Below are 22,902 nucleotides of genomic sequence, written 5' to 3'. Positions count from 1 at the left end.
GGGGGGGGGGGGGGGGGGGGGGGGGGGGGGGGGGGGCGGGGGGGGGGGGGGTGGGGGGGGGGGGGGGGGGGGGGGGGGTGGGGGGGGGGGGGGGGCGGCGCGGGGCGCCCACTACCGGGGAGCTGGCTGGGGCAGAGCCCCCCTCTTGTTGAGGGGGGCGCGCCGACGGCGCGGGGGTAAGGTGGGATGCCCCCCCGGCAGCCTGGTTTGCCAAAGGCAAACTTGGCTGAGGCAATTCGCCTGCCGCAGGCAAGCGAATTGCCGCACCCGGGCGCAGCAGCAGTACGTCGCGGCCGCGGTCGAGCTGGGCGGCAGGCTTCATTTCGCCCACCAGGAAGGCGTGGGTGTCGTCGGGGCGCAGTGCGGTGATGGTGCCGACCGGGAAGCCCGGCGGGAACCGCCCGCCCAGGCCGGAGGTGACGATCTCATCGCCCACTTCCACGCCCGCGCTCAACGGAATGTCGCGCAGCTGCAGGGTGTCGCCGCGGCCGTAGACGATCAGGCGCACGCCATTGCGGGCCACGGTCACCGGCACCGCATGGTCCGGGTCGGTCAGCAGCAGCACGGTGGAGGTGCCACCGGTGGTGCTGATCACCTGCCCCATCAGACCACCGGCATCGATCACCGCCTGGCCCACGTGCACGCCATCGCGGCTGCCGGCATCGAGCACCAGGCGCTGTTTGACCGGGTCCAGGTCGATATCGAGGATCGGCGCCAGCTGCACGTCCAGGCCACTGCGCTCGGCCACGTTCAGCAGTTCGCGCAGCTGGGCGTTGTCCAGCGCGGCGGTCTGCAGGCGGGTCAGGCGCGCATTGGCCAGCAGCAGCTGGTTGCGCAGTTCGCGGGTCTCGGCCACCAGCTGGCCATGGCTGGCCGCGTTGTCGCGCACCTGGTTGCTGAGCTTGCCCGGCAGGCCGGCCAGCGCCCACACCGGCTGCACCAGCGTGTCGGCCTGGGCGCGCACGCGCGCCAGCCAACCGGCCTGGTCGTCCAGCACGATCAGGATGATGGCCATGGCCAGGTAGGCGAGCAGTCGCAGCGGACTGGCGGCGTCACCGGATCGGGAGGCTACGGGAGGACCGGCGTAAGGCGGCACGGCAACAGTTCAACCAGCAAAGGGCGAAGAGGAAACACGGCGGCGCCCCACCGGTGCTGGCCCGCAGCAGCGGGCCACACCCCGGAAGGGCGCTGCAGGAACGACCAGGCGGCAGGCCTCAGTCCGGCGCAAAGAACTCGTTGCCGTGCATGTCGACCAGTTCCAGCGCACGACCGCCACCGCGGGCCACGCAGGTCAGCGGGTCGTCGGCCACCTGCACGTGCAGGCCGGTTTCCTCGGAGATCAGGCGGTCCAGGTCGCGCAGCAGGGCGCCACCACCGGTCAGCACGATGCCGCGCTCGGCGACGTCGGCGCACAGTTCCGGCGGGGTCTGTTCCAGGGCCAGCTTGACCGCGCTGACGATGCCCGACAGCGGCTCGTGCAGGGCCTCCAGCACTTCGTTGGAGCTGATCTTGATCATCTTCGGCACGCCCTCGGCGAGGTTGCGGCCGGAGATTTCCATCTCGATCACTTCCGCCTGCGGGTAGGCGCAGCCCAGCTCGACCTTGATGCGCTCGGCGGTGGCTTCACCGATCAGCATGCCGTGGTTGCGGCGCACGTAGTTGGTGATCGACTCGTCGAAGCGGTCGCCACCGATGCGCACCGAGGCCGAATAGACGATGCCGTTCAGCGAGATCACCGCCACTTCGGTGGTGCCGCCGCCGATGTCGATGACCATCGAACCGCGTGCCTCGGTGACCGGCATGCCGGCGCCGATCGCGGCGGCCATGGGCTCTTCGATCAGGAACACGTCGCGGGCACCGGCTTCCTCGGCCGACTCACGGATGGCGCGGCGCTCGACCTGGGTCGAACCGGCCGGCACGCAGACCAGCACGCGCGGGCTCGGGCGCAGCACGCGGGACTTGTGCACCTTCTTGATGAAGTGCTTGAGCATCGCCTCGGTGTAGGTGAAGTCGGCGATGACGCCGTCCTTCATCGGGCGGATGGTGGTGATGTGGCCCGGGGTACGGCCCAGCATCTGCTTGGCTTCGGCGCCTACGGCTGCCACCGAGCGGGTGCCACCGATGGCACGGTCCTGGCGCACGGCCACGACCGACGGCTCGTTCAGAACGATACCCTGCCCACGCACGTAAATAAGGGTGTTGGCCGTGCCCAGGTCGATGGACAGGTCGTTGGAGAACATGCCACGGAGTTTCTTGAACATCTGAGGAAGGAGTCCTGAGGGGTGTCGTGCCCGCCGCGGGATGGCGAAAAAATGGGCAGAATTCGAGGCCGACAAGCCTAGCAACCCGCTTCCCGGCGAGCAAGGAAAAAACTAGCTGAACCCGCGACTTGGCTGGGTTTCGGCCTGATCGGGCATCACCCGGTTCTGGCCCTGAGCGGCACCAGCAGGTAACCTTTGCGCCGTCGGGCGCCCAAGGGCGCCATTTGCTTGCTGGCCGATGCCGGCTGGCCACCCCCAAAATTCACCGCATAGGCTTACATCGATGTCCGCTCTGATCTGTGGTTCTCTTGCCTTCGACACCATCATGGTGTTCCCGGACCAGTTCAAGAATCACATCCTCCCGGACAAGGTGCACATCCTGAACGTGTCCTTCCTGGTCCCGCGCATGCGTCGCGAACTGGGCGGCTGCGCCGGCAACATCGCCTACAACCTGAAGCTGCTGGGCGGCAGCCCGATCCCGATGGGCACCGTCGGTCAGGATTTCGCTCCGTACCGTGAGCACTTCGAGCGCATGGACATCGACCTCAGCCAGGTCCGCGTACTGGAAGACATGTTCACCCCGCAGTGCTTCATCACCACCGATCACGACAACAACCAGATCACCGCGTTCCATCCGGGCGCGATGATGCGTTCGCACGAGAACCACGTGAAGGACGTGCCGGGCGTCACCTTCGGCATCGTCGCGCCGGACGGCCGTGACGGCATGATCCAGAACGCGGCCGAGTTCCTGGAATGCGGCATCCCCTTCATCTTCGACCCGGGCCAGGCGCTGCCGCTGTTCAACGGGCCGGAGCTGCGCGATTTCATCGAGCAGGCCGACTACGTGGTGGTCAACGACTACGAGTCGAACCTGCTGCAGGAACGCACCGGCTGGGACGAGAAGCAGATCGTGAGCCGGGTGAAGGCCTACATCACCACCCGTGGCCCGAAGGGCGCGGTCATCCACACCCCGGAAAAGAGCTACGACATCCCGCCGGCGCACGAGCGCCGCGTGGTCGACCCGACCGGTTGTGGCGACGCCTTCCGCGCCGGCCTGATCTACGGCATCGAGAAGGGCTACGACTGGCTGACCATCGGCCGCATGGCCAACCTGATGGGCGCGCTGAAGGTCGAGCACCCGGGCACGCAGAACCAGCGCTTCACGTTTGAAGAGTTCCACGACCAGTTCAAGCAGCAGTTCGGTTACGCGCTGGGCGCGTAACCAAATTGCCCGCGCATTTCACCTTATCCCCGCGCCTTCGGCGCGCCCCCTTGAACAACAAGGGGGCTCTCCACCCGACGCGTTATCTCGACCTGCCCTGGTAGGTGTCGACCTTGGTCGACACTGCCGGCCAGCGGCCGGCACTACCCACACCGCCGGGCATGGCCCGGCGCTACCGCGAATCGCTCTGGTAGGTGTCGACCTTGGTCGACACTGCCGACCAGCGGCCGGCACTACCCGCCGGGCATGGCCCGGCGCTACCCGTTCTGTTGCCAGGCGGCCAACAACGCGCGGCAATCGGCGAAATGCCAGTCCGCGCGGCCCGGCCACGGGTTGTCGGGCAGGTTGACCAGCACGGTGTGCGCTCCGGCGGCGCGGCCGCAGTCCAGGTCGTAGGCGTGGTCGCCCACCATCACCGCTGCGTCGGCACCGATGCCCCAGCGCCGCAGATGCTGCTGCACGCCGTCGGGTGACGGCTTCGGCACCGCTTCATCGCGACCGATGATGCAGCGATCATCAAACAGATCCCCTACCCCGATCGCATCCAGCGTCAGCTTGGCCAGCGCATGGTCGTTGCGGGTCAGGATGCCCAGCTGGCAACCGGCTGCGGCCAGCGCGCGCAGCAGCTCGACCGCGCCGGGCGCCGGCAGCGCGCCTTCGGCCAGGTCACGCTCGTGAGCCAGCAGCCAGGCACGCTTCCGCGCCGCCTCCGCACCCGGCAGGCCCGCCAGGTGCACGAGGATGTCCGCGCTGGGCGGGATGCCCAGCTCGCGCTTGATGCGCTCGAAATCATGCATGGCCACGGTCAGCGTGCCATCCATGTCGAACACCCAGTGGCGCACGGCCGACAGTGCCGGCGCGACCACGGCAGTGGCCGTCACTTCCACCACTGCGGCATGCGGCTGGTGTCCACGCCACCGGTCTCGAACACCGCGGTGCGGGTGCCACCGGCCTTCACCGGGAACTCGATGCTGATCGACTTGCCCTTCTGCGCCAGCTTCCACAGCGCCTTCTGGTCGGTGATGAACATTGCGATGGCCTCATCGGTCTTCGGCCGCCAGGCCGCCATCGAGATCGGCTTGCCATCGTCCACGGTCACCTTCACCGTGCACTGCGGGCAGCGGAAATCACCGGCCTGCAGCACCAGATAGGCATGCCGCTTCCATTCGGGATGGTCGCGGAACACCAGCTGCACCGGCTTGGCACCGCTGCCGTCCACGTCCACCCGTTCCTTGCTGTAGATGGTGGCCGAGACCTGCTTGCCCTTGCTGCCGACCGGAATCTCGTTGTACTGCCACAGCGCCTGCATGCGGCGCAGGTCGCGCGCGGCATCGCCCTTGGCCTTCACTTCATCGAAGCCGGCGGCGATGCGCTCGGCCGCGGCGGTGTCCTTGTACTGGTCCAGCAGCGAACCACCGTGGATGCGCGCGCGTTCCCAGTCCTGCGAGGCCACGGCTGCGTCGTACTGCTTGGCGACGTCCTCGGCCTTGGCTTCCCTCTGCGCCTGGGCGGCGGCAGCAGCGGCTTCCTGCGCCTTGCGCTCTTCCTCGGGGTTGCTGCAGGCGGCCAGGGCCAAGGCGCAGGCGGTGATCAGGATCAGACGTTTCATGCGGAAGTCCTTTGCGGGTGCCCCCCGATTCTATCGGCGGCGGATGGCAGATACAGCAACGGCGGGTTTCCCCGCCGTTGCCGGTGACGCAGTGCCTGGTTGCCGGCCAGCGGCCGGCACTACCGCTTACTTGGCTTCAGCCTTGGCCAGCAGATCCTGGACCGAGGCGGTGGTGATCGGGTGATAGCCCGGCTTGGCCTTCTCGAAGGCCTGCTTGGCCAGCTCCAGACCCTTCGGGGTCTTCACCAGTTCGGCGTAGATCGGCATGATCAGCTTGCGACGGCCGACGCGCTCGATGAACGCCGCAGCCGCGTCATTGGCCTGCTCGTAGCCGCTGCGGATGGCCAGCGGGTACCAGCGCATGGCGATTTCGCCATTGGCGGTGCCGGTGAAGTGGTACGCCTTGTCCAGCGCAGCCAGCTTGTCCAGCGGCAGGGTGGTGCCCAGGCCGTCGATGAAGCGGACCCATTCCTGGGTGCCCCACTCGGCGGTGACCTGGTTGGCCGGCAGGCTGCCCGCACCGGAGAACGCGATGCGCGCGGCATCGACGCTGCTGAAGTTGCGCGACTGTGCCTTGGTGGCGAACGACGGGATGCCCGGCTCGTCCAGCCATGCCTTCAGCTCGGCCTCGCTCACCGCCGAGGGGTTCTTCGGCAGCAGGTTCTTCTTCAGGTAGTCGACGAACTGGTCGGTGTTGGCGCTCTGGAAGGCATGGTCATCGAACCAGCCACGCAGGAACGGATCGAAGGTCTCGCGGCCGAAGCGCTGTTCCAGGAACTCCAGGAACCACGAACCCTTGACGTAGGCGACCTGGCTCAGGGCTTCGTCGGGATCACGCTCGTTCAGCGGCGGCAGGGCCAGGGCCTGGTCGGCCGGGCTCATGTCCTTCACTTCGGCCAGCAGGTCGGTCTGGTCGATCTGCTTCTCCATCTCGGCCATCTCCTTGCCGTACAGGGCTTCGGTGATGCGGCCCTGGACGTAGGTGGTGAAGCCTTCATTGAGCCAGATGTCCTTCCAGCTGGCGTTGGTCACCAGGTTGCCCGACCAGCTGTGCGCCAGTTCGTGGGCGACCAGCGAGACCAGCGACTTGTCGCCGACGATCACGGTCGGGGTGGCGAAGGTCAGGCGCGGGTTTTCCATACCGCCGAACGGGAACGACGGCGGCAGCACCAGCATGTCGTAGCGGCCCCAGCGGTATTCGCCGTACAGCTTTTCGGCGGCACCGATCATCTTCTCGGTGTCTTCGAATTCCTTGGCAGCCTTGTTGACCATGGTCGGCTCGGCCCAGACGCCGGAGCGGCCGGAAATCGGCTCGAACACCAGGTCACCGGCAGCGATGGCCAGCAGGTAGGACGGGATCGGCTGCGGCATCTTGAAGGTGTAGTCACCGTCACGCGCGGCCTTCGGATCGTTGTCGGCGCTCATCAGCACCATCACGTCCGGGCGCGAGGTCACGTGCGCGCTGTAGGTGAAGCGCACGCTCGGGGTGTCCTGCAGCGGCACCCAGGAACGGGCGTGGATGGCCTGCGACTGGCTGAACATGAAGGGCAGCTTCTTGCCCTCGGTCATCGACGGCTCCAGCCACTGCAGGCCCGAGGCGGTCGGTGCGGTGTGGTAGGTCACTTCGACCTTGGCCGGCTGTTCCGGCGCTTCGATGGTCAGCTTGCTGCCGAACACCTTGTCGACCGGGGCCAGGGCGAACTTCAGTTCACTGCGCGCGCCATCGGCGCCGATGGCCTCGACCTTGGAGACGTTCAGCTCACGGGTGTCGAGCACCAGCTGCTGGGCGTCCTTCTGCTTCCATTCCAGGGTGTAGGTCGCGGTGCCGCCGATCTGCTTCTGGTCGAAGTCCAGCTTCAGATCCAGCGCGATGTCCTTGATGACGACCTTGTCCGGCTCGGCGTACGAGCTTTCGTCGTGGCTGCGGTTCTCGGCGTTCACGGGGGCGGCGGGGGCCTTTTCGGCAGTCGGGGCGGCGGCGGGCGCGGCCGCCTCCTGGGAGCAGCCGGCGGCCAGGGCCACGGCCAGCGGAAGGAGCATCAGCGGATTACGCATGAATCGGGACCGTTACGGGGATCAAACCCCAATGGTACCTCTCCCTCGCCCCGGACGCGTTGCGCGATGCGGGGTAAGGCCGGCCGGGGGCCGGCCCGGGGGGGGGGCGGCCCCGGGGGGGGGGGTCCGGGGGGGGCCCGGCAACCCAACCCCGCCCCGCCAAGCACGGCATAACCCAGAGCCGCTTTTGACGTTGCCGTTGCCGTTGCCCTGGCAGTAAAGCCTGCCGCAGGCAGCGCCCGCGGCCGCCGCCGCAAAGGAACCCCTCAGATCTTGCGAGCCAGCGCCTCAGCCAGACCCGTGTAACTCCCCGGGGTCATCTCACGCAGCGACTGCTTGGCATCCTCCGGCAGCGCCAGCGTCTCCACGAACGCCCGCATCGACTCCGCCGTGATGCCCTGGCCACGGGTCAGCGCCTTCAGCTGCTCGTACGGGTTCGGCAGGCCGTGGCGGCGCATCACCGTCTGCACGGCCTCGGCCAGCACTTCCCACGCCGCGTCCAGATCGGCATCCAGGCGCTGCGGGTTCACTTCCAGCTTGCCCAGGCCCTTGGCCAGCGAATCCAGCGCCACCTGGCCGTGGCCGAAGGCGGTGCCCAGTGCGCGCAGCACCGTGGAATCGGTCAGGTCACGCTGCCAGCGGCTGATCGGCAGTTTCGCGCTGAAGTGCTCGAACAGGGCGTTGGCGATGCCGAAGTTGCCCTCGGCATTCTCGAAATCGATCGGGTTGACCTTGTGCGGCATCGTCGACGAACCGACTTCGCCTTCCTTCAGGCGCTGCTTGAAGTAGCCCAGCGAGATGTAGCCCCAGATGTCGCGGGCCAGGTCGATCAGGATGATGTTGGCGCGGCGCGCGGCATCGCCGATCTCGGCGATGTTGTCGTGCGGCTCGATCTGCGTGGTGTACGGGTTGAACACCAGGCCCAGGCTGGTCACGAAGCGCTCGGCGAAGGCCGGCCAGTCCACCGCCGGGTAGCTGGCGACGTGGGCGTTGTAGTTGCCCACCGCACCGTTGATCTTGCCGGTCAGCTCGACCGCGGCGATCTGCCGGCGCTGGCGCTCCAGGCGGGCGACCACGTTGGCCAGCTCCTTGCCCAGGGTGGTCGGCGAGGCGGTCTGGCCGTGGGTGCGCGACAGCATCGGCTGTGCGGCCTGGGCGTGGGCCAGGGTGCGCAGGGTGGCGGCGATGCCGTCCAGGCTCGGCAGCAGCACTTCGCGGCGGGCCTGTTCCAGCATCAGGCCGTAGCTGAGATTGTTGATGTCTTCGCTGGTGCAGGCGAAATGCACGAATTCCAGCGCCGGGGCGAGCTCGGCGTCGTCCTTCAGCTGTTCCTTGATGAAGTACTCCACCGCCTTGACGTCATGGTTGGTGGTGCGCTCGATCTCCTTCACGCGCGCGGCCTGGGCCGGGGTGAGGTTGGCGGCCAGGGCGCGCAGGCGGGCGGTGGCGGCCTCGGAGAACGCGGCCAGTTCGACGATGCCCGGCTCGGCGCCCAGGGCCAGCAGCCACTCGACCTCGACCGTGATGCGGGCCTTGATCAGGCCGTATTCGGAGAAGATCGGGCGCAGGGCATCGACCTTGCCGGCATAACGGCCATCGAGCGGGGACAGGGCGAGCAGGGCGTAATCGGACATGTCGGCAGGGCTGGGGCGAGCGGCGGGGGCCATATTCTACGACGCTGCGGGCTGCCGCGCTTCGCGCTCGCCGGGCATGGCCCGGCGCTACCGATCGGATGCTGCGGTCCATTGGCGTTGTCCCCTGCTGCGGACAAGGGAGTATCGTTGGCACAGCCGCCAGCCCCGGGAAGCGACCCGCTGCCAGCCGCCGCTTCCCTTTCCCCAACAAAAGTAGTGCGGAGTCGATGCAATGAGCAAAGCTGCAAGCAAGGGTGGAACCGCGAAGTTCCGTATCGAACACGACAGCATGGGCGAGCTGCAGGTGCCCGCTGACGCCCTGTGGGGCGCGCAGACCCAGCGCGCCGTCGAGAATTTCCCGGTGTCGGGCCAGCGCATGCCGCGCGGCTTCATCCGCGCCCTGGGCCTGGTGAAGGGCGCCGCCGCCGGCGTCAACGCCGAGCTGGGTCACCTGCCCAAGGTCGTCGCCAAGGCCATCCAGGTGGCCGCCGCCGAAGTGTCGGCCGGTGACTGGGACGCGCATTTCCCGATCGACGTCTACCAGACCGGCTCGGGCACCTCGTCGAACATGAACGCCAACGAGGTCATTGCCACCCTGGCCAACCGTGCCGGCAAGGCGGGCAAGACCGCGGTGCATCCCAACGACCACGTCAACCAGGGCCAGAGCTCCAATGACGTGATCCCGACCGCGCTGCGCGTGTCGGCCGTGCTGGCCGTGCACGAGCAGCTGCTGCCGGCGCTGGTGCACCTGCGCAAGACCCTGGACAAGAAGGGCCGCAGCCTGCGCAAGGTGGTCAAGACCGGCCGCACCCACCTGATGGATGCGATGCCGCTGACCTTCGAGCAGGAGTTCGGTGCGTGGTCGGCGCAGCTGGCTTCGGCGCAGGAGCGCATCGAGGACAGCCTCAAGCGCGTGCGTCGCCTGCCGCTGGGTGGCACCGCCATCGGCACCGGCATCAATGCCGACCCGCGCTTCGGCGCGCAGGTGGCCAAGGCCCTCAAGCAGCAGACCGGGTTCAAGTTCGACAGTGCCGAGAACAAGTTCGAAGGCCTGGCATCGCAGGATGATGCCGTGGAACTGTCCGGCCAGCTCAATGCGCTGGCGGTGGCCCTGATCAAGATCGCCAATGACCTGCGCTGGATGAATGCCGGTCCGCTGGCCGGGCTGGGCGAGATCGAACTGCCGGCCCTGCAGCCGGGCAGCTCGATCATGCCGGGCAAGGTCAACCCGGTCATTCCCGAGGCGACCGTGATGGCCTGCGCGCAGGTGATCGGCCACCACACCGCGATCACCGTGGCCGGCCAGACCGGCAATTTCCAGCTCAACGTGACGCTGCCGCTGATCGCGGTGAACCTGCTCGATGGCATCGGCCTGCTGGCCAACGTGTCCACCCTGCTGGCCGACAGCGCCATTGCCGGGCTGAAGGTGCGCGAGGACCGCGTGGCCGAAGCCCTGGCCCGCAACCCGATCCTGGTGACCGCGCTGAACCCGATCATCGGCTATGAGAAGGCCGCGGCGATTGCCAAACGTGCCTACAAGGAACAGCGGCCGGTGCTGGATGTGGCGCTGGAGGACAGCGGCCTGGACGAGGCCGAGCTGCGGCGCCTGCTGGACCCGACCGCGCTGACCGCCGGTGGCATCCAGGCCGGTGGCGGTGGCGCCGGCGGTTGATCGGCCGGCATCCACGCATCAAACAAAAACGCCGCCCTTCGGGGCGGCGTTTTTCGTGTCAGCGACGGTCGGCGACGATGTTGCCGAAGGTCTCGGTGTAGTCCTTGAACTCCGGAATGGTCTGCACCAGGTCCGGCGGAATCACCTCCATGCCGTCCGGCGGCTGGATCTTCACCGGCTGCATGTTGGGGTCGGCCGGGGCGGCCACCAGGGTGTTCTGGCGCAGCACCTGCAGCTTGCCGAACATGGTCTGCAGCATCTGCCGCTGGCCATCGTTGAGCGGGATCTGGATCTCGTCGACCTTCATCGTGCCGTCGGGCAGGATGATGATGTTCGGCGCCGGCTGGCGACGCACGGTCACCATGCTTTCGCTGACGGAGATCTTGGGCTTGCCGCGCTCGGCGCGGTGGTTGCGGTAGTCCTGGTCGCAGCCGGCCAGGCCCAGGCAGAGCAGGGCGACCAGCAGCAGCAACAGCTTCTTCATGGCGGTTCAATCGGGTGCATCGGGGGCGGCCATTGTAAGCCCGGGCGCCCCGGCGCGGCCGGCAACGGGTCAGGTTGCCGGCCGGGTGCGGCGAAATGTCACAGGCTCAGCGGTTGACGACCTTGTTGGTGTCGCAGTCGTCGATGTCGGACTGGTCCATGTTCGCGTAGGGCTGGAACGCCGGCAGGTCGCGGGCCAGCGCCTGCTGGCTGGCCAGCATCGCCGGCAGGCGGTTGCACAGCTGCTTGGCCTGGGCCTCGAGCTTCTCGGCCTCGGCATTGATGCGCTTCTCGATGCCGTCGGTGTCGCCACTGAAAACACCCTTGATCGCTTCGCTGGCGGCGTTGGCGCCGAGCTTGGCACCGGCCACGCCGATCTCCATGCCGTCCTGGGCGATGCCGGCGATATGGCCGCGGTAGTCCAGCAGCTGGCGACGCTGCGCCGGCGTGGTCTCTACTTCCTTGCCGGCAATCAGGAAGCGGCCATCCGGGGTGATCTCGGCGCGGGGCTGCTTGTCGGAGGAAATCTTGATGTTGCCCTTGGCGATCTCCTCGCGCGCCTTGTCCGTGGCTTCCTTGACGCTCTTGCCGATCTCGCCGGTGGCGTCGGCAACGGCCTTGCCCGGCGAGGTGTCGGTGGCGGAGGCATCGGCGCCGGAAGACGACGACGAGGTTCCGCTACAGGCGATCAGCGGCAGGCACAGCAGGACGGCAGGTATCAGGCGCAGCAGGATCATGGCGTTCCCCTCAAGGCAATGGATGGATGGCTTACTTGCCGCGCGGCAGGGTGACCTTGCCGCCGATGTCGCGGTGGCGGACCTCGCCGCTGCCGCTGTGGTCGACGGTCAGGTTGCCGCCGGCGCCGTTGACGGTGATGTCGCCCGAGCCGTGGCTGCGCACATGCACGTTGCCACCGGTCTGGTCGATGTCCACGTCGCCGGAACCGACCACGCCGATCTCGACGTTGCCCTTCACCTGGCGGAAGCCGATGTCGCCCGAGCCGACCGTCTCCAGGCGGGCGTTGCCGCGCACGTCACTGATCTTCAGGTCGCCCGAACCGACGGTGCCGACCACGGCGTCGCCGCCGATGGTGCGGGCCTTGACGTCGCCCGAGCCCAGCGAGAGCAGGTTGAGCGAGGCGGCGCCCTGGATGTCCAGGTCACCCGAGCCGACCGCCGCGTGCACGCTGCCGCGGGTGCCGCGGGCGATGCCATCACCGGAGCCCACGTCCATGCTCAGCGACTGCGCGTTGTCGATGCTGGCATCGCCGGAGCCGATGCGGAACTGCAGCGGCAGGTTGTCCGGCACGCTGCCGCGGATGTCCAGCCACGCATAGCTGTTGCCCATGCTCAGGCCGCTGCGGCCGTCGCGGCGCAGGCTGACTACCAGCTTGTCACCTTCGCGGCGCTGGTCGAGCACCAGCTGGTCCAGCCAGCTCTTGTCCGAGGCACAGGCGCGGCCATCCAGCTGGCCGCCACCGGCATTGGCGATCACCTTCAGGTCGTGCTGGTTGACCTCGAACACCACGGCCTTGGCACCGGCCGCGTCCAGCTTCAGCGAACGCGGGGCGGAGAACTTGCAGTTCGGTGCGTCGGCGGCCTGCACCGACAGCGGCAACAGCAGCAACAGGGCACTACAGGCGAGCAGGGTACGCATGGTGGTCTCTCCGGATAGGGATCAGATTTCGCCGGCGCGCTTGCGCAGGACGATGGCCAGGACGATGAAGGCGACGCCGAACGCTGCACCGATCCACAGGTCGGGCATGGCCAGGGTCTTCAACTGCTCGGCCGGGCTCATCAGCGCGGCCAGCGACTCGACGTTCTTGGCCTTGTCGTTCGCGCTGAGGCGGTAGACCAGGTCCACGCCCGGCACCGTGCCCAGCAGCAGGCGGGCGACGATGTGCTGCCAGAACCAGCCGGTGGTCATGTCGAACACATGCATCAGCTTGGTGGTGCTGACGATGATGCCGGCGAACAGCGGCAGCATGACCGCCCACAGGAACGGCTTGCTCTTGGCCCAGGCCGAGCACAGCAGCAGCCAGCCGGCGGTCGGCAGCGCCCACAGCGCGTACACCGGGATGGCGGCGAGCAGGCCGGCGCTCAGGGACACCGGGCTGGCCGGGCCCCAGATCAGGGTGGTCGCACTGCCGCCGTGGGTGACCGCGACGATGCTGATGATCAGCAGGAAGCCGAACATGGTGGCGACGGCAGCCAGGGTGGCCACCAGCGGTGCCACGATCAGGGCGCTGATCACCTTGGACAGCACGGTCTGGGTGTCCGACAGCGGCAGCGACTTCCAGAACAGGATGCTGCGGTCGCGGCGGTCGTCGTACAGGGCGCCCAGGCAGTAGAAGAACACCACGAAGGCCAGCACCAGGAAGGGCCAGGCGGAGCTCAGCAGCAGGGTCAGGTCCAGGCCGTTGCCGAGGTCGGCCATGTCCTTGGCGCTGATCTTCTGGGTCAGCAGGCCCAGGTCCAGGCCGTTGATGTTCACGTTCTCGCCGTCGACGTGCAGGCCGCCGTCGCGGGCGGCGCGGTGCAGGGCGAACAGGCCCAGGCCGATGCCCACCGCGCTCATCAGCAGCGAGACGATGCCGGCGATCAGCGGTGCGTAGAAGAAGCCGCCGCGGTTTTCCCAGTATTCGCGCTTGAGCAGCCAGCGCAGGGTGCCTGCGGGGCTGACCGGATGGTTGACGGCATTCATGCGTAGGTCCCCTTCATGACAGCGACGAACAGATCGGCCAGGCCCGCGTTGCGGGTCTCGCCCAGGGTGGAAAGCTGGCTGCGCGGCACGCCGTCATACAGCAGCACGGTCTTGCCGAAGGCCTGGCTGCGCTCGTCGATCGGCTTCAGTGCGCGGGCGGTGTCCAGCTGGTCGGCACCCACCAGCAGTTCGGTGTAGCGCTCGCCCACCTCGTCCATCTCCGCGCTGAGCACCACGCGGCCATCGCGGATGAACATCACGTCGCTGAGGATGTGCTCGATCTCTTCCACCTGGTGGGTGGTGACGATGATCGTCTTCTGTTCGTCGAAGTAATCCTCCAGCAGGCGCTGGTAGAACTCCTTGCGGTACAGGATGTCCAGGCCGAGGGTCGGCTCGTCCAGCACCAGCACGCGGGCGTCGATGGCCATCACCAGGGCCAGGTGCAGTTGCACGATCATGCCCTTGGACAGCTCGCGCACGCGCTGCTTCGGCTGCAGCTTGGTGTTGGCCAGGAAGCGTTCGCAGCGGGCGCGGTCGAAGCGCGGGTGCACGCCGGCCACGAAATCGATGGCCTCGCGCACCTTCAGCCAGCGCGGCAGCACGGCCACGTCGGCGATGAAGCAGATGTCCTTCATCAGTTCATCGCGGTGCACGCGCGGGTCGCGGCCCAGCACGGACAGCTCGCCTTCCACCGAGGTCAGGCCGAGGATGGCCTTCAGCGCGGTGGTCTTGCCGGCGCCATTGGGCCCGATCAGGCCGACGATGCGGCCTGCCGGAATGGAGAAGCTGGCGTTGTCGAGGGCAACGGTGTTCTTGTAGGCCTTGCGCAGGCCCTTGGCGGTGATGACGGCGTCGCTTGCTACGGTACTCATCAGATCTTCCCCTGGGGCAGCAATTCGTCGAGGCTCAGGCCCAGGCGCTGGATGCGCTCCAGGACGGCCGGCCATTCTTCATTGAGGAAGCGTTCGCGCTCGCTGCTGCGCAGCTGCGTGGCGGCCGGCTCGGTCATGAACATGCCCAGGCCGCGGCGCTTCTCGACCAGGCCTTCATCGGCCAGTTCCTGGTAGGCGCGCGAAACGGTGATGGGGTTGAGCTGGTAGTCGGCGGCCACCTGGCGCACCGAAGGCAGGGCGTCGCCCGGCTTGAGAATTCCGTCGAGCATCATGGCGATCACGCGCTCCTTCAGCTGGCGGTAGATGGGAGCGCCGTCGCTCCACTGGATGTCGCTCATATTCAGCTCCGTGGGGTCAGCGGCTGTGCGAACGAGAAGTACGGCATGGACAGGGAGCTGTGCAGCCGACGCGGGGGAGGGGGAGAGGGTTCGGCGTTCCCGGCCGTGAAGGGTGCTGCGTCCTGCGCTGTATCGGTGGAGGAGGAGGGCGCCGGTGGTGCCGGCAGGGCCAGCCAGAGCAGGGCCAACAGCGTCGATACGGCGGTGACCGCAGGAGCGGCATGGCGGCGTCGCATCAGGATGTTCATGGTTCCCCCTGTCTCAGGTGACTGGTGTTGTATGCAACTATAACACCGGCACGCTGTCGTGCAAGCCCTGCTTCCACCCAACTGATGGCAGGGGTGGTCACAGTTCCGAAATATCATCTCAAGTGATTGATCCGACTGGAAAAAAAGGCCTCGCACCGCCAGCACGATCCTGCCTGCTTCCATTCAGCAACATCGATGCTATGTCATCAAAGGTGCGCTGGCCGGGTGCTCCGGCCGCAGCCGCCACGCCATGCAAAGTGCCGCCCGCCCTGCAACGGCAGGCGCTCCGGGCCCCGGTGCTATAGTTCGGCCGATTCCCGGCCCGAGCTGGCCGGAGCCCTGAAACAGCTACTGCGGAATGACCCTCATGCCTCTGCCGACTGCTTTCCCGCGCCGCCTCCGCGGCCTGTCCCTGTTGACCGTCCTGGCCTTCGGTCTGGCCGGTTCGGCCACCGCCCTGGCCGCCGACCTGCTCGATGTGAGCTACCGCCCGCTGGCCGGCAAGCAGCAGGTCAACCTGGAAAAGCGCTACCACGGCCAGGTGCTGCTGGTGGTCAACACCGCCAGCAAGTGCGGCTATACCCCGCAGTACGAAGGCCTGGAGGCGCTGCACAAGCAGTACGCCAGCAAGGGCTTTGCCGTGCTCGGCTTCCCGTCGAATGATTTCAAGGGCCAGGAGCCCGGTGACGAGAAGCAGATCCAGGATTTCTGCACGCTGACCTACGGCGTCAAGTTCCCGATGTTCGAGAAGGTGCACGTCACCGGTCCGGAGGCCACGCCGCTGTACCAGCGCTTGACCGCCGCCACCGGCGTCGCCCCGGGCTGGAACTTCCATAAGTACCTGGTCGGCCGCGATGGCAAGGTCATCGCCCAGTTCGCCAGCAAGGTCACCCCGGATGATCCGCAGCTGAAGGCGGCCATCGACAAGGCACTGGCCGCACCGGCCGTGCATTGAATGAAAGCACGCACGCCTCGACATCTCCGGCGTGCGTGCGACAATGATCGTTTCGCGCCGACGTCGGCGCCCAGACACTTCCAGGAATGCAGCGAATGAAGATGGGAATGCGCGGCGCCGCGGCGTCGGTTCTGATTCTGGCGATGGGCACCTCCGGTGTCGCCCTGTCGCAACAACCGGCCGCACCGGCGGCCGCCAAGGAGACCGCAACCTTGAATTCCCCCAAGCAGAAGCTCGGCTACGCCATCGGTCTGGATGTGGCCAAGTCGTTCGCGCCGATCGCCGATGAAATCGACGTGGCTGCCCTGCGTACCGCCGTCGAGCGTTCGTTCGAAGGCCTGCAGCCGCAGATCACCCAGGACCAGGCCAAGGCCACCGATGCGGCCCTGCGCCAGGTCGTGATGGCCCGCAACGGCCAGCAGGTTCCGGGGATGGCCCCGGGCTCGCAGCCGGCCAAGGTCGACCGCGTCAAGGTCGCGCAGATGATCGGTTCGTACTCGATCGGCCCGTCGCTGGCCCAGCTGAAGGACGACATCGACACCGCCTCGCTGTTCGAAGCGATCAGCACCGGCCTGACCAAGGGCCAGCCGAAGATGACCGAAGCCGACGCGACCGCGACCATCCAGTCGTTCATGGGCACCAAGCAGGCTGAAATGCAGGCCAAGGCTGCCCAGGCCGCGCAGACCAACCGTCAGGAAGGCAATGCATTCCTGGCCAAGAACAAGACCCAGCCGGGCGTGGTGACTACCGCCTCGGGCCTGCAGTACCAGGTGATCCGCCCGGGTAGCGGCGAGCGCCCGCTGCCGACCAGCAAGGTGCGCGTGAACTACGAAGGCAAGCTGCTGGACGGCACCGTGTTCGACAGCTCCGCCGGTCGTGGCCCGGCCGAATTCGGCCTGGACCAGGTCATCAAGGGCTGGACCGAGGGCGTCGCCCTGATGCCGGTCGGCTCCAAGTACCGCTTCTGGATCCCGGGCGACCTGGCCTATGGCGAGAACGGCACCCCGGGTGGCCCGATCGGCCCGAACGCCGCACTGACCTTCGACGTCGAGCTGCTGGGCGTCCTGCCGTAAGCCGCCAGGAGTCAGCACGGACATGCGCGTTGCGATTTTCGGTACCGGCTACGTCGGTCTGGTGACAGGTACCTGCCTGGCCGATGCCGGCCACCAGGTCGTCTGCGTGGACATCGACCAGGCCAAGGTCGATGGCCTCAACCAGGGCGTCATCCCGATCTATGAGCCGGGCCTGGAGCCGATGGTGAAGGCCAACCATGCCGCATCGCGGCTGGCGTTCACCACCGATGCCGCAACGGCCATCGGCCACGGGCAGGTGGTGTTCATCGCCGTCGGCACGCCGCCGGACGAGGATGGCAGCGCCGACCTGCAGTACGTGCTGGCCGTGGCCCGCACCATCGGCCGGCACATCAGCGTGCCGACCGTGGTGGTCAACAAGTCGACGGTGCCGGTGGGCACCGCCGACAAGGTGCGTGCGGCGATCGCCGAAGAGCTGGCTGCGCGTGGCGCGGACATCGCCTTCGACGTGGTGTCCAACCCCGAATTCCTGAAGGAAGGCGATGCGGTCGCGGACTGCATGCGCCCGGACCGCATCATCATCGGCGCCTCCAGCGCCGAATCGGTGGCGGTCATGCGCCGCCTGTACGCACCGTTCAACCGCAACCACGACCGCGTCGTGGAAATGGACGTGCGTTCGGCCGAGCTGACCAAGTACGCCGCCAATGCGATGCTGGCCACCAAGATTTCGTTCATGAACGAAATGGCCAACATCGCCGAGCGCGTCGGCGCCGACATCGAGCAGGTCCGCCAGGGCATCGGTTCGGACCCGCGCATCGGCTGGCATTTCATCTACCCGGGCGCCGGTTACGGTGGCTCGTGCTTCCCCAAGGACGTGCAGGCGCTGGCCCGCACCGCGCAGCAGTACGGCCTGGCGCCGAAGCTGCTGGACGCGGTCGAAGCGGTCAACGAGGCGCAGAAGGGCCACCTGTTCGAGCTCATCCAGCGCCACTACGGCGCGGACGCCAGCCTGCGCGGGAAGACCTTCGCGGTGTGGGGCCTGGCCTTCAAGCCGAACACCGACGACATGCGCGAGGCCTCCAGCCGCCGCCTGCTGGCCCAGTTGTGGGACGCCGGTGCGCGCGTGCGTGCCTACGACCCGGAAGCCACCCATGAAGCGCAGCGCATCTTCGGCCAGCGCGACGACCTGGTGTTCTGCAGCAGTGCCGAAGACGCACTGCAGGGCGCCGATGCGGTGGTCGTGGTGACCGAGTGGAAGCAGTTCCGCAGCCCCGATTTCCAGGCGCTGCATTCGCAGCTGCAGGACGCGGTGGTGTTCGATGGCCGCAACCTGTACGACCCGTCCGAGGTCGAGGCTGCCGGTCTGGCTTACTACGGCATTGGCCGGGGACGTTCGTTGCATGTCTGATTCATCGAGTGAACGCGAGCAGGCGCTGGAAGCGCGCCTGGTCGAACTGGAAATGCGCGTGTCCTTCCAGGAACACGCGCTGGCCGAATTGAGCGATGCGCTGGCCGATGCACGCATGCAGGGCAGCCGCAATGCCGATGTGCTGCGCGTGCTGCTGGAAGACCTGGGCAAGGTCCGCAATGCATTGCATTCTTCTGATCCGGCGAGCGAACCGCCGCCGCCGCACTACTGATCTGATTCCTATGAGCGATACCCTCCGCGACCAGCTGATGGGCCTGGGCTTCAAGCCGGCACCCAAGCCCGAGCGCAAGAATGATGGCCCCCGCCGTGATGGCCGCCCGCAGGGCAAGGGTGGCAATGGCAATGGAAAGCCGCAGGGCGCTGGCAAGGGCGAGCACAAGCCTGGCGAGCGTCGTGGCCACGGTAATGGCGGCGCCGGCAAGCCCGGCAAGCCCGGCCAGTCGCGTGGCCCGGGCCAGCAGGGCCCGCGCAAGCCGCGCAGCGCCGAAGAGATGGACCTGGCCAAGGCCTACGCCATCCGCGCGCAGAAGGAAAAGGAAGAGCGCATCGAGACCGAGCGCCTGAAGCAGGAAGAAGCGCGCCAGCGCCGCGAGGCCAAGGCCAAGCTGGAAGAACTGCTGAAGGACAAGGGTCTCAATGACGAGGCGGCCGACATCGCCCGCCACTTCCCGTATGGCGGCAAGATCAAGCGCATCTACGTGACCGCCGCGCAGCTGACCGCACTCAATGCGGGTGAGCTGGGCGTGGTCCAGCTCAACGGCCGTTACCTGCTGGTGACCGCCGAGCTGCTGGCGCAGTCCGAAGCGGTGTTCGCCGCGTCGGTGGCGCTGAAGGTCGATCCGAACGCGCCGGCCGAGGAAGATCCGTACGCGGACCCGCAGTTCCAGGTGCCGGACGACCTGGTCTGGTAATGGATTGAGTTGCCTGCCACGCCCGCCGACGTGGCAGTTGGGGGAAGGGCAGGATGACGGCTGAGGCAGGGCGCGGTTACGTACCGCACATCGATGGACTGCGCGCGATCGCCGTATTGGCGGTGATCGTGTTCCACCTGGACCCGGCCTGGCTGCCGGGCGGGTTCACCGGCGTGGACGTGTTTTTCGTCATTTCCGGTTTCGTGGTCAGTGCGTCGGTGCATCGCCTGCCGCCACTGTCGCTGGGTGCTTCGATGCTGCGCTTCTATGCGCGGCGCATCCGCCGTATCGCCCCGGCCCTGGTCACCTGCCTGCTGGTCACTGCGATGGCCAGCGTGATGTTCATTCCCGAATCGTGGTTGAGCGAGGCCAGTGACAAGACGGGCCTGATGGCCTTCTTCGGCCTCAGCAACTGGGTGCTGGCCGCGGTCGGCAATGATTATTTCGCGCCCAAGGCCGAGTTCAATCCCTATACCCACACCTGGTCATTGGGCGTGGAAGAGCAGTTCTACCTGCTGTTCCCGCTGTTGTTCCTGGCCTGGGCACGGGGCGCACGTGGGCGCTGGCTGAGCCTGGGCCTGTTCCTGCTGGTCAGCGCGGCATCGCTGCTGCATGCGGCAGTGCTGGGTCTGCGCGACGTGCCGCCTTCCTGGGCCTTCTACGCCACGACCACGCGGCTGTGGCAGCTGGGCGTGGGTGTGCTGCTGTTCCAGCTGCTGCATGTGCGCGCATCGCTCGACCCGCTGACGCAGCGCTCGCTGGCCCGTGGTGCGTGGGTGTTCTCGCTGCTGGCCGCGCTGTCGCTGGCCCTGCTGGGCTGGGCGTTGTGGACGGCGCGCGCTGGACACTCACCGTGGCCCGATGGCCTGCTGCCGGCATTCGCCACGGCGGGGCTGCTGTGGTCGCTGCACCACCATCCGCAGGCCTGGATCGGCCGCGTGCTGGCCAGCGCGCCCATGCGTCGCATCGGCCTGCTGTCCTACTCGCTCTACCTCTGGCATTGGCCGGTGTTCGTGCTGATGCGCTGGACCGTGGGCCTGGAAACACCGCTGCAGATGCTCTCGGCGACGTTGCTGGTGGCGCTGCTGTCCTGGTTGTCGTGGCGCTGGGTGGAACAGCCCTTCCGTGGCCCGTTGGCGCCGCGCGCGACGTCGCTGCGCTGGGTGGCCAGTGGCGCTGCCGCGCTCGTGCTGGCCGGCGCCCTGCAGATGCTGCTGTACTCGCAGGCATCGCTGCTGTCATTCAGCACCGTCAGCCGGAATGCCGCGGACTGGTACGCCAGCAGCAGGCGCGTGGCCGACGATTTCCCGGGGTGCGCGCTGGTGACCAGCAAGCATCGCTTTGAAGGGGGCAGTGCCCGCACCTATGCGCGCGGTCGCTGTGATCGTCCTGTCCCCGCGGCCGCACCCGCCCGCGTGTTCGTGGCCGGCGATTCGCATGCCATGGCCTACATCGAGCTGCTGCAGCGGCTGGCGCTGGATTCCGGTGCGCAGGTTTCGCTGTATGGCCGTGGCGGCTGCCCGCAGGTCAGCCTGCAGAAGTGGCGGGGAGCGGGCGCAGGCTGCGAAGCCTTCGACGCGGCCGTGTTCGTCGACATCAGCCAGCGGGCGCAGCCTGGTGACGTGGTGGTGCTGGTGTCACTGCGGGTTCCGCGCCTGTCCGACCAGTTCGTGCTGTTCGATGCCGCGGCGCAGCTCGCGGGCGAACGCACGCCGGAAGCGGCCGCAGGCCGTGACGCTGAGGTGGCCGAGGCGATCGCCCAGTGGAAGCCATTGGCCGAGCGCGGCGTCCGTGTCGTGATGGAGGCGCCCAAGCCCGTGCTGCCAGCACCTCCATACCGGTGTTCGGATGCGTTCAACGCCGACAATGAAGTCTGCCGCAATGGACTGGTCAGCACCCGCGCGGACATGGAGGCGCTGCGTGCGCCCATGCTCGGCAGCCTGCAGCAGGTGGTCGATGGCCTGCCGGGTGCGGTGATGTGGGACCCGCTGCCGGTGCTGTGTGACGACACCCTGTGCCCGGCACAGCGCGATGGCCGGCCGCTGTACTTCGATGGCGACCACGTCAGTGGTTATGGCAACCGCGTGCTGCTGCCGTCACTGCAGAAGGTCCTGCGCCAGCCCTGAAGCGGCGCATGGCGTTCACTCCGCGCGGGCGACGCGGCGCCGCGCGCGGATCAACGGCAGGCTCAGCGCGAAGAAGCACAGCAGGGCGCCGACCAGGGCGAAACCGCTGCCGGCCAGGAACGCCGTGCGGCCATTGTCGATGGTCCACAGCTGGCCAGCGATGAGTGCGCCCAGCACGCCACCCACACCGGACGAGAAGCCGTACAGCAGGCCCTGGCCATGGCCGTTGAGCCGGCCGGGGAAATAGGTTGCAAGCATCTGCATCGCCGCGGCGAAGAACGCGGCGAAGCCCAGCGCGTGTGCGGTCTGCGCCACCAGCATCACCGGCAGGTTTTCCGGGAACAGCGCGGTGACCGCCCAGCGCAGGCAGGAACTGACCAGTGCGATCAGCAGCATCCAGCTGGCGTCGTAGCGGCGGAAGAAGCGGCCGATGGTGAAGAACACGCCCACCTCGAACACCACGCCGATGGTCCACAGCAGGCCGAGGGTGGAAGTACGGTAGCCGTGGTGGTCCATGTAGACCGAGAAGAACGTGTAGTACGGCCCGAACGACAGCTGTTCCATGAAGGCGGCGAGGAAGAACGCCAGCACCGGCGGGCGGCGCACGATCTGCCAGAAGCCGCTGGCATCGCCCTCGGCCTTGCCGATATCGCGCGCGTACTGGTTGCTGAAGGCCGAGACCACCAGCAGGGCGAACAGCGGTACCATCATCCATGGCAGCAGCCCGGCGCGGTTGCCGCTGCCATCGCCTTCGATCAGCCAGCCGAACAGGGTGACGATGGCGATGAAGCCCAGCGAGCCCCAGACCCGGATCAGCCCGTAGCGATGACTGTCACTGCCCAGGTGGGTGAGGGTGATCGACTCGAACTGCGGCATCACCGCGTTGTAGAAGAAGCAGAACACCACCATCGCCGGGTACATCCATGGCTGCGGCAGCGGCAGCAGGAACACGGCGAAGCTGAGCAGCGTCAGCACGCAGCCCACCCGCAGCAGGCGGATCGGGCGCGGCGAGGCGGCGGCCAGCGTGGTCCAGGTGCTGGGCGCGACCACGCGGGTGGCGTACCACAGGCCCATCATCACGCTGATGGCGGTGACGCTCATCCCGCGCGCGGTCAGGAACAGGCTCCAGTACGGCGTGAAGGCGCCCAGCGCCGCGTAATAGAACAGGTAGAAGCTGGACAGGCGAGCAGCAGGAACGGTCATCGCGGGAATCATGCACGGTAGCGCCCGGCCCCCCCCCGCCGCCGGGAGAAGACCCCCGGCCTGGGCCCGCCCGACCCCCACCATAGGGGGCCTTTGCGACGGTGGATGGCACCCACCCCAAAGGCTGGG

At 67.6% G+C, this 22,902-nt stretch carries 21 protein-coding genes; 8 read left to right on the top strand and 13 right to left on the bottom strand.

Annotated elements, in window-relative coordinates; all coding sequences use genetic code 11:
* Both mreC and ACVOK1_RS15740 read right to left on the bottom strand, forming a co-directional pair.
* Positions 1-1,096: rod shape-determining protein MreC (gene mreC / locus ACVOK1_RS15745; protein ID WP_481562615.1), on the bottom strand; the 1,096-nt coding region annotated here is incomplete at its 3' end.
* A 118-nt stretch (positions 1,097-1,214) separates the two neighbouring features.
* Positions 1,215-2,261 (bottom strand): rod shape-determining protein, encoded by a 1,047-nt coding sequence (locus tag ACVOK1_RS15740; RefSeq protein WP_079223402.1) that lies wholly within the window; start codon positions 2,259-2,261, stop codon positions 1,215-1,217.
* 283 nt (positions 2,262-2,544) lie between these two features.
* Here ACVOK1_RS15740 and ACVOK1_RS15735 point away from each other — a divergent pair, with 283 nt between their 5' ends.
* A complete protein-coding gene (locus tag ACVOK1_RS15735; protein ID WP_079223403.1) occupies positions 2,545-3,483 on the top strand; it encodes a carbohydrate kinase family protein in 939 nt (312 codons plus the stop codon).
* Positions 3,484-3,740: 257 nt separating this feature from the next.
* Here the strand turns inward: ACVOK1_RS15735 and ACVOK1_RS15730 are convergent, their stop codons facing one another.
* The 4 genes from ACVOK1_RS15730 to purB all read right to left on the bottom strand — a co-directional run bounded on the left by ACVOK1_RS15730 (position 3,741) and on the right by purB (position 8,781).
* Positions 3,741-4,364: an HAD family hydrolase gene (locus tag ACVOK1_RS15730; RefSeq protein WP_481562614.1), complete on the bottom strand. Its 624-nt coding sequence runs from the start codon at positions 4,362-4,364 to the stop codon at positions 3,741-3,743.
* Entirely contained in the window at positions 4,361-5,092 is a 732-nt protein-coding gene (locus ACVOK1_RS15725) for a hypothetical protein (protein ID WP_481562613.1), read from the bottom strand. The genes ACVOK1_RS15730 and ACVOK1_RS15725 overlap by 4 nt, the downstream gene beginning before the upstream one ends.
* A gap of 126 nt (positions 5,093-5,218) precedes the next feature.
* Positions 5,219-7,147, bottom strand: a complete 1,929-nt coding sequence (locus ACVOK1_RS15720; RefSeq protein ID WP_313145885.1) for a M1 family metallopeptidase — start codon at positions 7,145-7,147, stop codon at positions 5,219-5,221.
* 266 nt (positions 7,148-7,413) lie between these two features.
* On the bottom strand, positions 7,414-8,781 hold the full coding sequence (gene purB, locus ACVOK1_RS15715) for an adenylosuccinate lyase (protein WP_200753169.1): 1,368 nt from the start codon (positions 8,779-8,781) through the stop codon (positions 7,414-7,416).
* A 232-nt stretch (positions 8,782-9,013) separates the two neighbouring features.
* Here purB and ACVOK1_RS15710 point away from each other — a divergent pair, with 232 nt between their 5' ends.
* On the top strand, positions 9,014-10,453 hold the full coding sequence (locus ACVOK1_RS15710; RefSeq protein ID WP_481562612.1) for a class II fumarate hydratase: 1,440 nt from the start codon (positions 9,014-9,016) through the stop codon (positions 10,451-10,453).
* A 58-nt stretch (positions 10,454-10,511) separates the two neighbouring features.
* On the opposite strand, the gene ACVOK1_RS15705 is transcribed toward ACVOK1_RS15710, so the two are convergent.
* From ACVOK1_RS15705 to ACVOK1_RS15680, 6 genes are all read right to left on the bottom strand, one after another.
* Positions 10,512-10,937: a hypothetical protein gene (locus tag ACVOK1_RS15705; RefSeq protein ID WP_200753171.1), complete on the bottom strand. Its 426-nt coding sequence runs from the start codon at positions 10,935-10,937 to the stop codon at positions 10,512-10,514.
* Between the two features lie 106 nt (positions 10,938-11,043).
* A complete protein-coding gene (locus tag ACVOK1_RS15700) occupies positions 11,044-11,673 on the bottom strand; it encodes a hypothetical protein (protein WP_481562611.1) in 630 nt (209 codons plus the stop codon).
* A gap of 31 nt (positions 11,674-11,704) precedes the next feature.
* The gene (locus tag ACVOK1_RS15695) at positions 11,705-12,592 is read right to left on the bottom strand and encodes a GIN domain-containing protein (RefSeq protein WP_481562610.1); all 888 of its coding nucleotides are present in this window, start codon (positions 12,590-12,592) and stop codon (positions 11,705-11,707) included.
* Positions 12,593-12,613: 21 nt separating this feature from the next.
* Complete coding sequence (locus ACVOK1_RS15690) at positions 12,614-13,639, bottom strand: hypothetical protein (RefSeq protein WP_164074445.1); 1,026 nt, start codon at positions 13,637-13,639, stop codon at positions 12,614-12,616.
* Positions 13,636-14,511, bottom strand: a complete 876-nt coding sequence (locus tag ACVOK1_RS15685) for an ABC transporter ATP-binding protein (RefSeq protein WP_108769286.1) — start codon at positions 14,509-14,511, stop codon at positions 13,636-13,638. The genes ACVOK1_RS15690 and ACVOK1_RS15685 overlap by 4 nt, the downstream gene beginning before the upstream one ends.
* A complete protein-coding gene (locus tag ACVOK1_RS15680; RefSeq protein WP_108769285.1) occupies positions 14,511-14,870 on the bottom strand; it encodes a GntR family transcriptional regulator in 360 nt (119 codons plus the stop codon). Before ACVOK1_RS15680 ends, ACVOK1_RS15685 begins: the two co-directional genes overlap by 1 nt.
* Before the next feature lie 615 nt (positions 14,871-15,485).
* Between ACVOK1_RS15680 and ACVOK1_RS15675 the strand changes: the two genes are divergently transcribed.
* From ACVOK1_RS15675 to ACVOK1_RS15650, 6 genes are all read left to right on the top strand, one after another.
* Complete coding sequence (locus ACVOK1_RS15675; RefSeq protein ID WP_108770710.1) at positions 15,486-16,073, top strand: glutathione peroxidase; 588 nt, start codon at positions 15,486-15,488, stop codon at positions 16,071-16,073.
* 95 nt (positions 16,074-16,168) lie between these two features.
* Positions 16,169-17,146, top strand: a complete 978-nt coding sequence (locus tag ACVOK1_RS15670) for an FKBP-type peptidyl-prolyl cis-trans isomerase N-terminal domain-containing protein (RefSeq protein ID WP_108769283.1) — start codon at positions 16,169-16,171, stop codon at positions 17,144-17,146.
* Between the two features lie 22 nt (positions 17,147-17,168).
* Positions 17,169-18,512, top strand: coding sequence for a UDP-glucose dehydrogenase family protein (locus ACVOK1_RS15665; protein ID WP_406235619.1), 1,344 nt, complete (start codon positions 17,169-17,171; stop codon positions 18,510-18,512).
* Positions 18,505-18,744 carry a SlyX family protein gene (locus ACVOK1_RS15660; RefSeq protein ID WP_108769281.1) on the top strand — a complete coding sequence of 80 codons (240 nt, stop codon included), beginning with the start codon at positions 18,505-18,507 and terminating at the stop codon, positions 18,742-18,744. Before ACVOK1_RS15665 ends, ACVOK1_RS15660 begins: the two co-directional genes overlap by 8 nt.
* A gap of 10 nt (positions 18,745-18,754) precedes the next feature.
* Positions 18,755-19,444 carry a DUF2058 domain-containing protein gene (locus tag ACVOK1_RS15655; protein ID WP_108769280.1) on the top strand — a complete coding sequence of 230 codons (690 nt, stop codon included), beginning with the start codon at positions 18,755-18,757 and terminating at the stop codon, positions 19,442-19,444.
* Between the two features lie 53 nt (positions 19,445-19,497).
* Positions 19,498-21,570 (top strand): acyltransferase family protein, encoded by a 2,073-nt coding sequence (locus ACVOK1_RS15650; RefSeq protein ID WP_481562609.1) that lies wholly within the window; start codon positions 19,498-19,500, stop codon positions 21,568-21,570.
* 15 nt (positions 21,571-21,585) lie between these two features.
* On the opposite strand, the gene ACVOK1_RS15645 is transcribed toward ACVOK1_RS15650, so the two are convergent.
* A complete protein-coding gene (locus ACVOK1_RS15645) occupies positions 21,586-22,773 on the bottom strand; it encodes an MFS transporter (RefSeq protein ID WP_481562608.1) in 1,188 nt (395 codons plus the stop codon).
* Positions 22,774-22,902 lie beyond the last annotated feature (129 nt).

This window comes from Stenotrophomonas sp. STEN087 (assembly GCF_056759115.1).
This window is presented reverse-complemented; position numbering and strand designations above follow the sequence as displayed.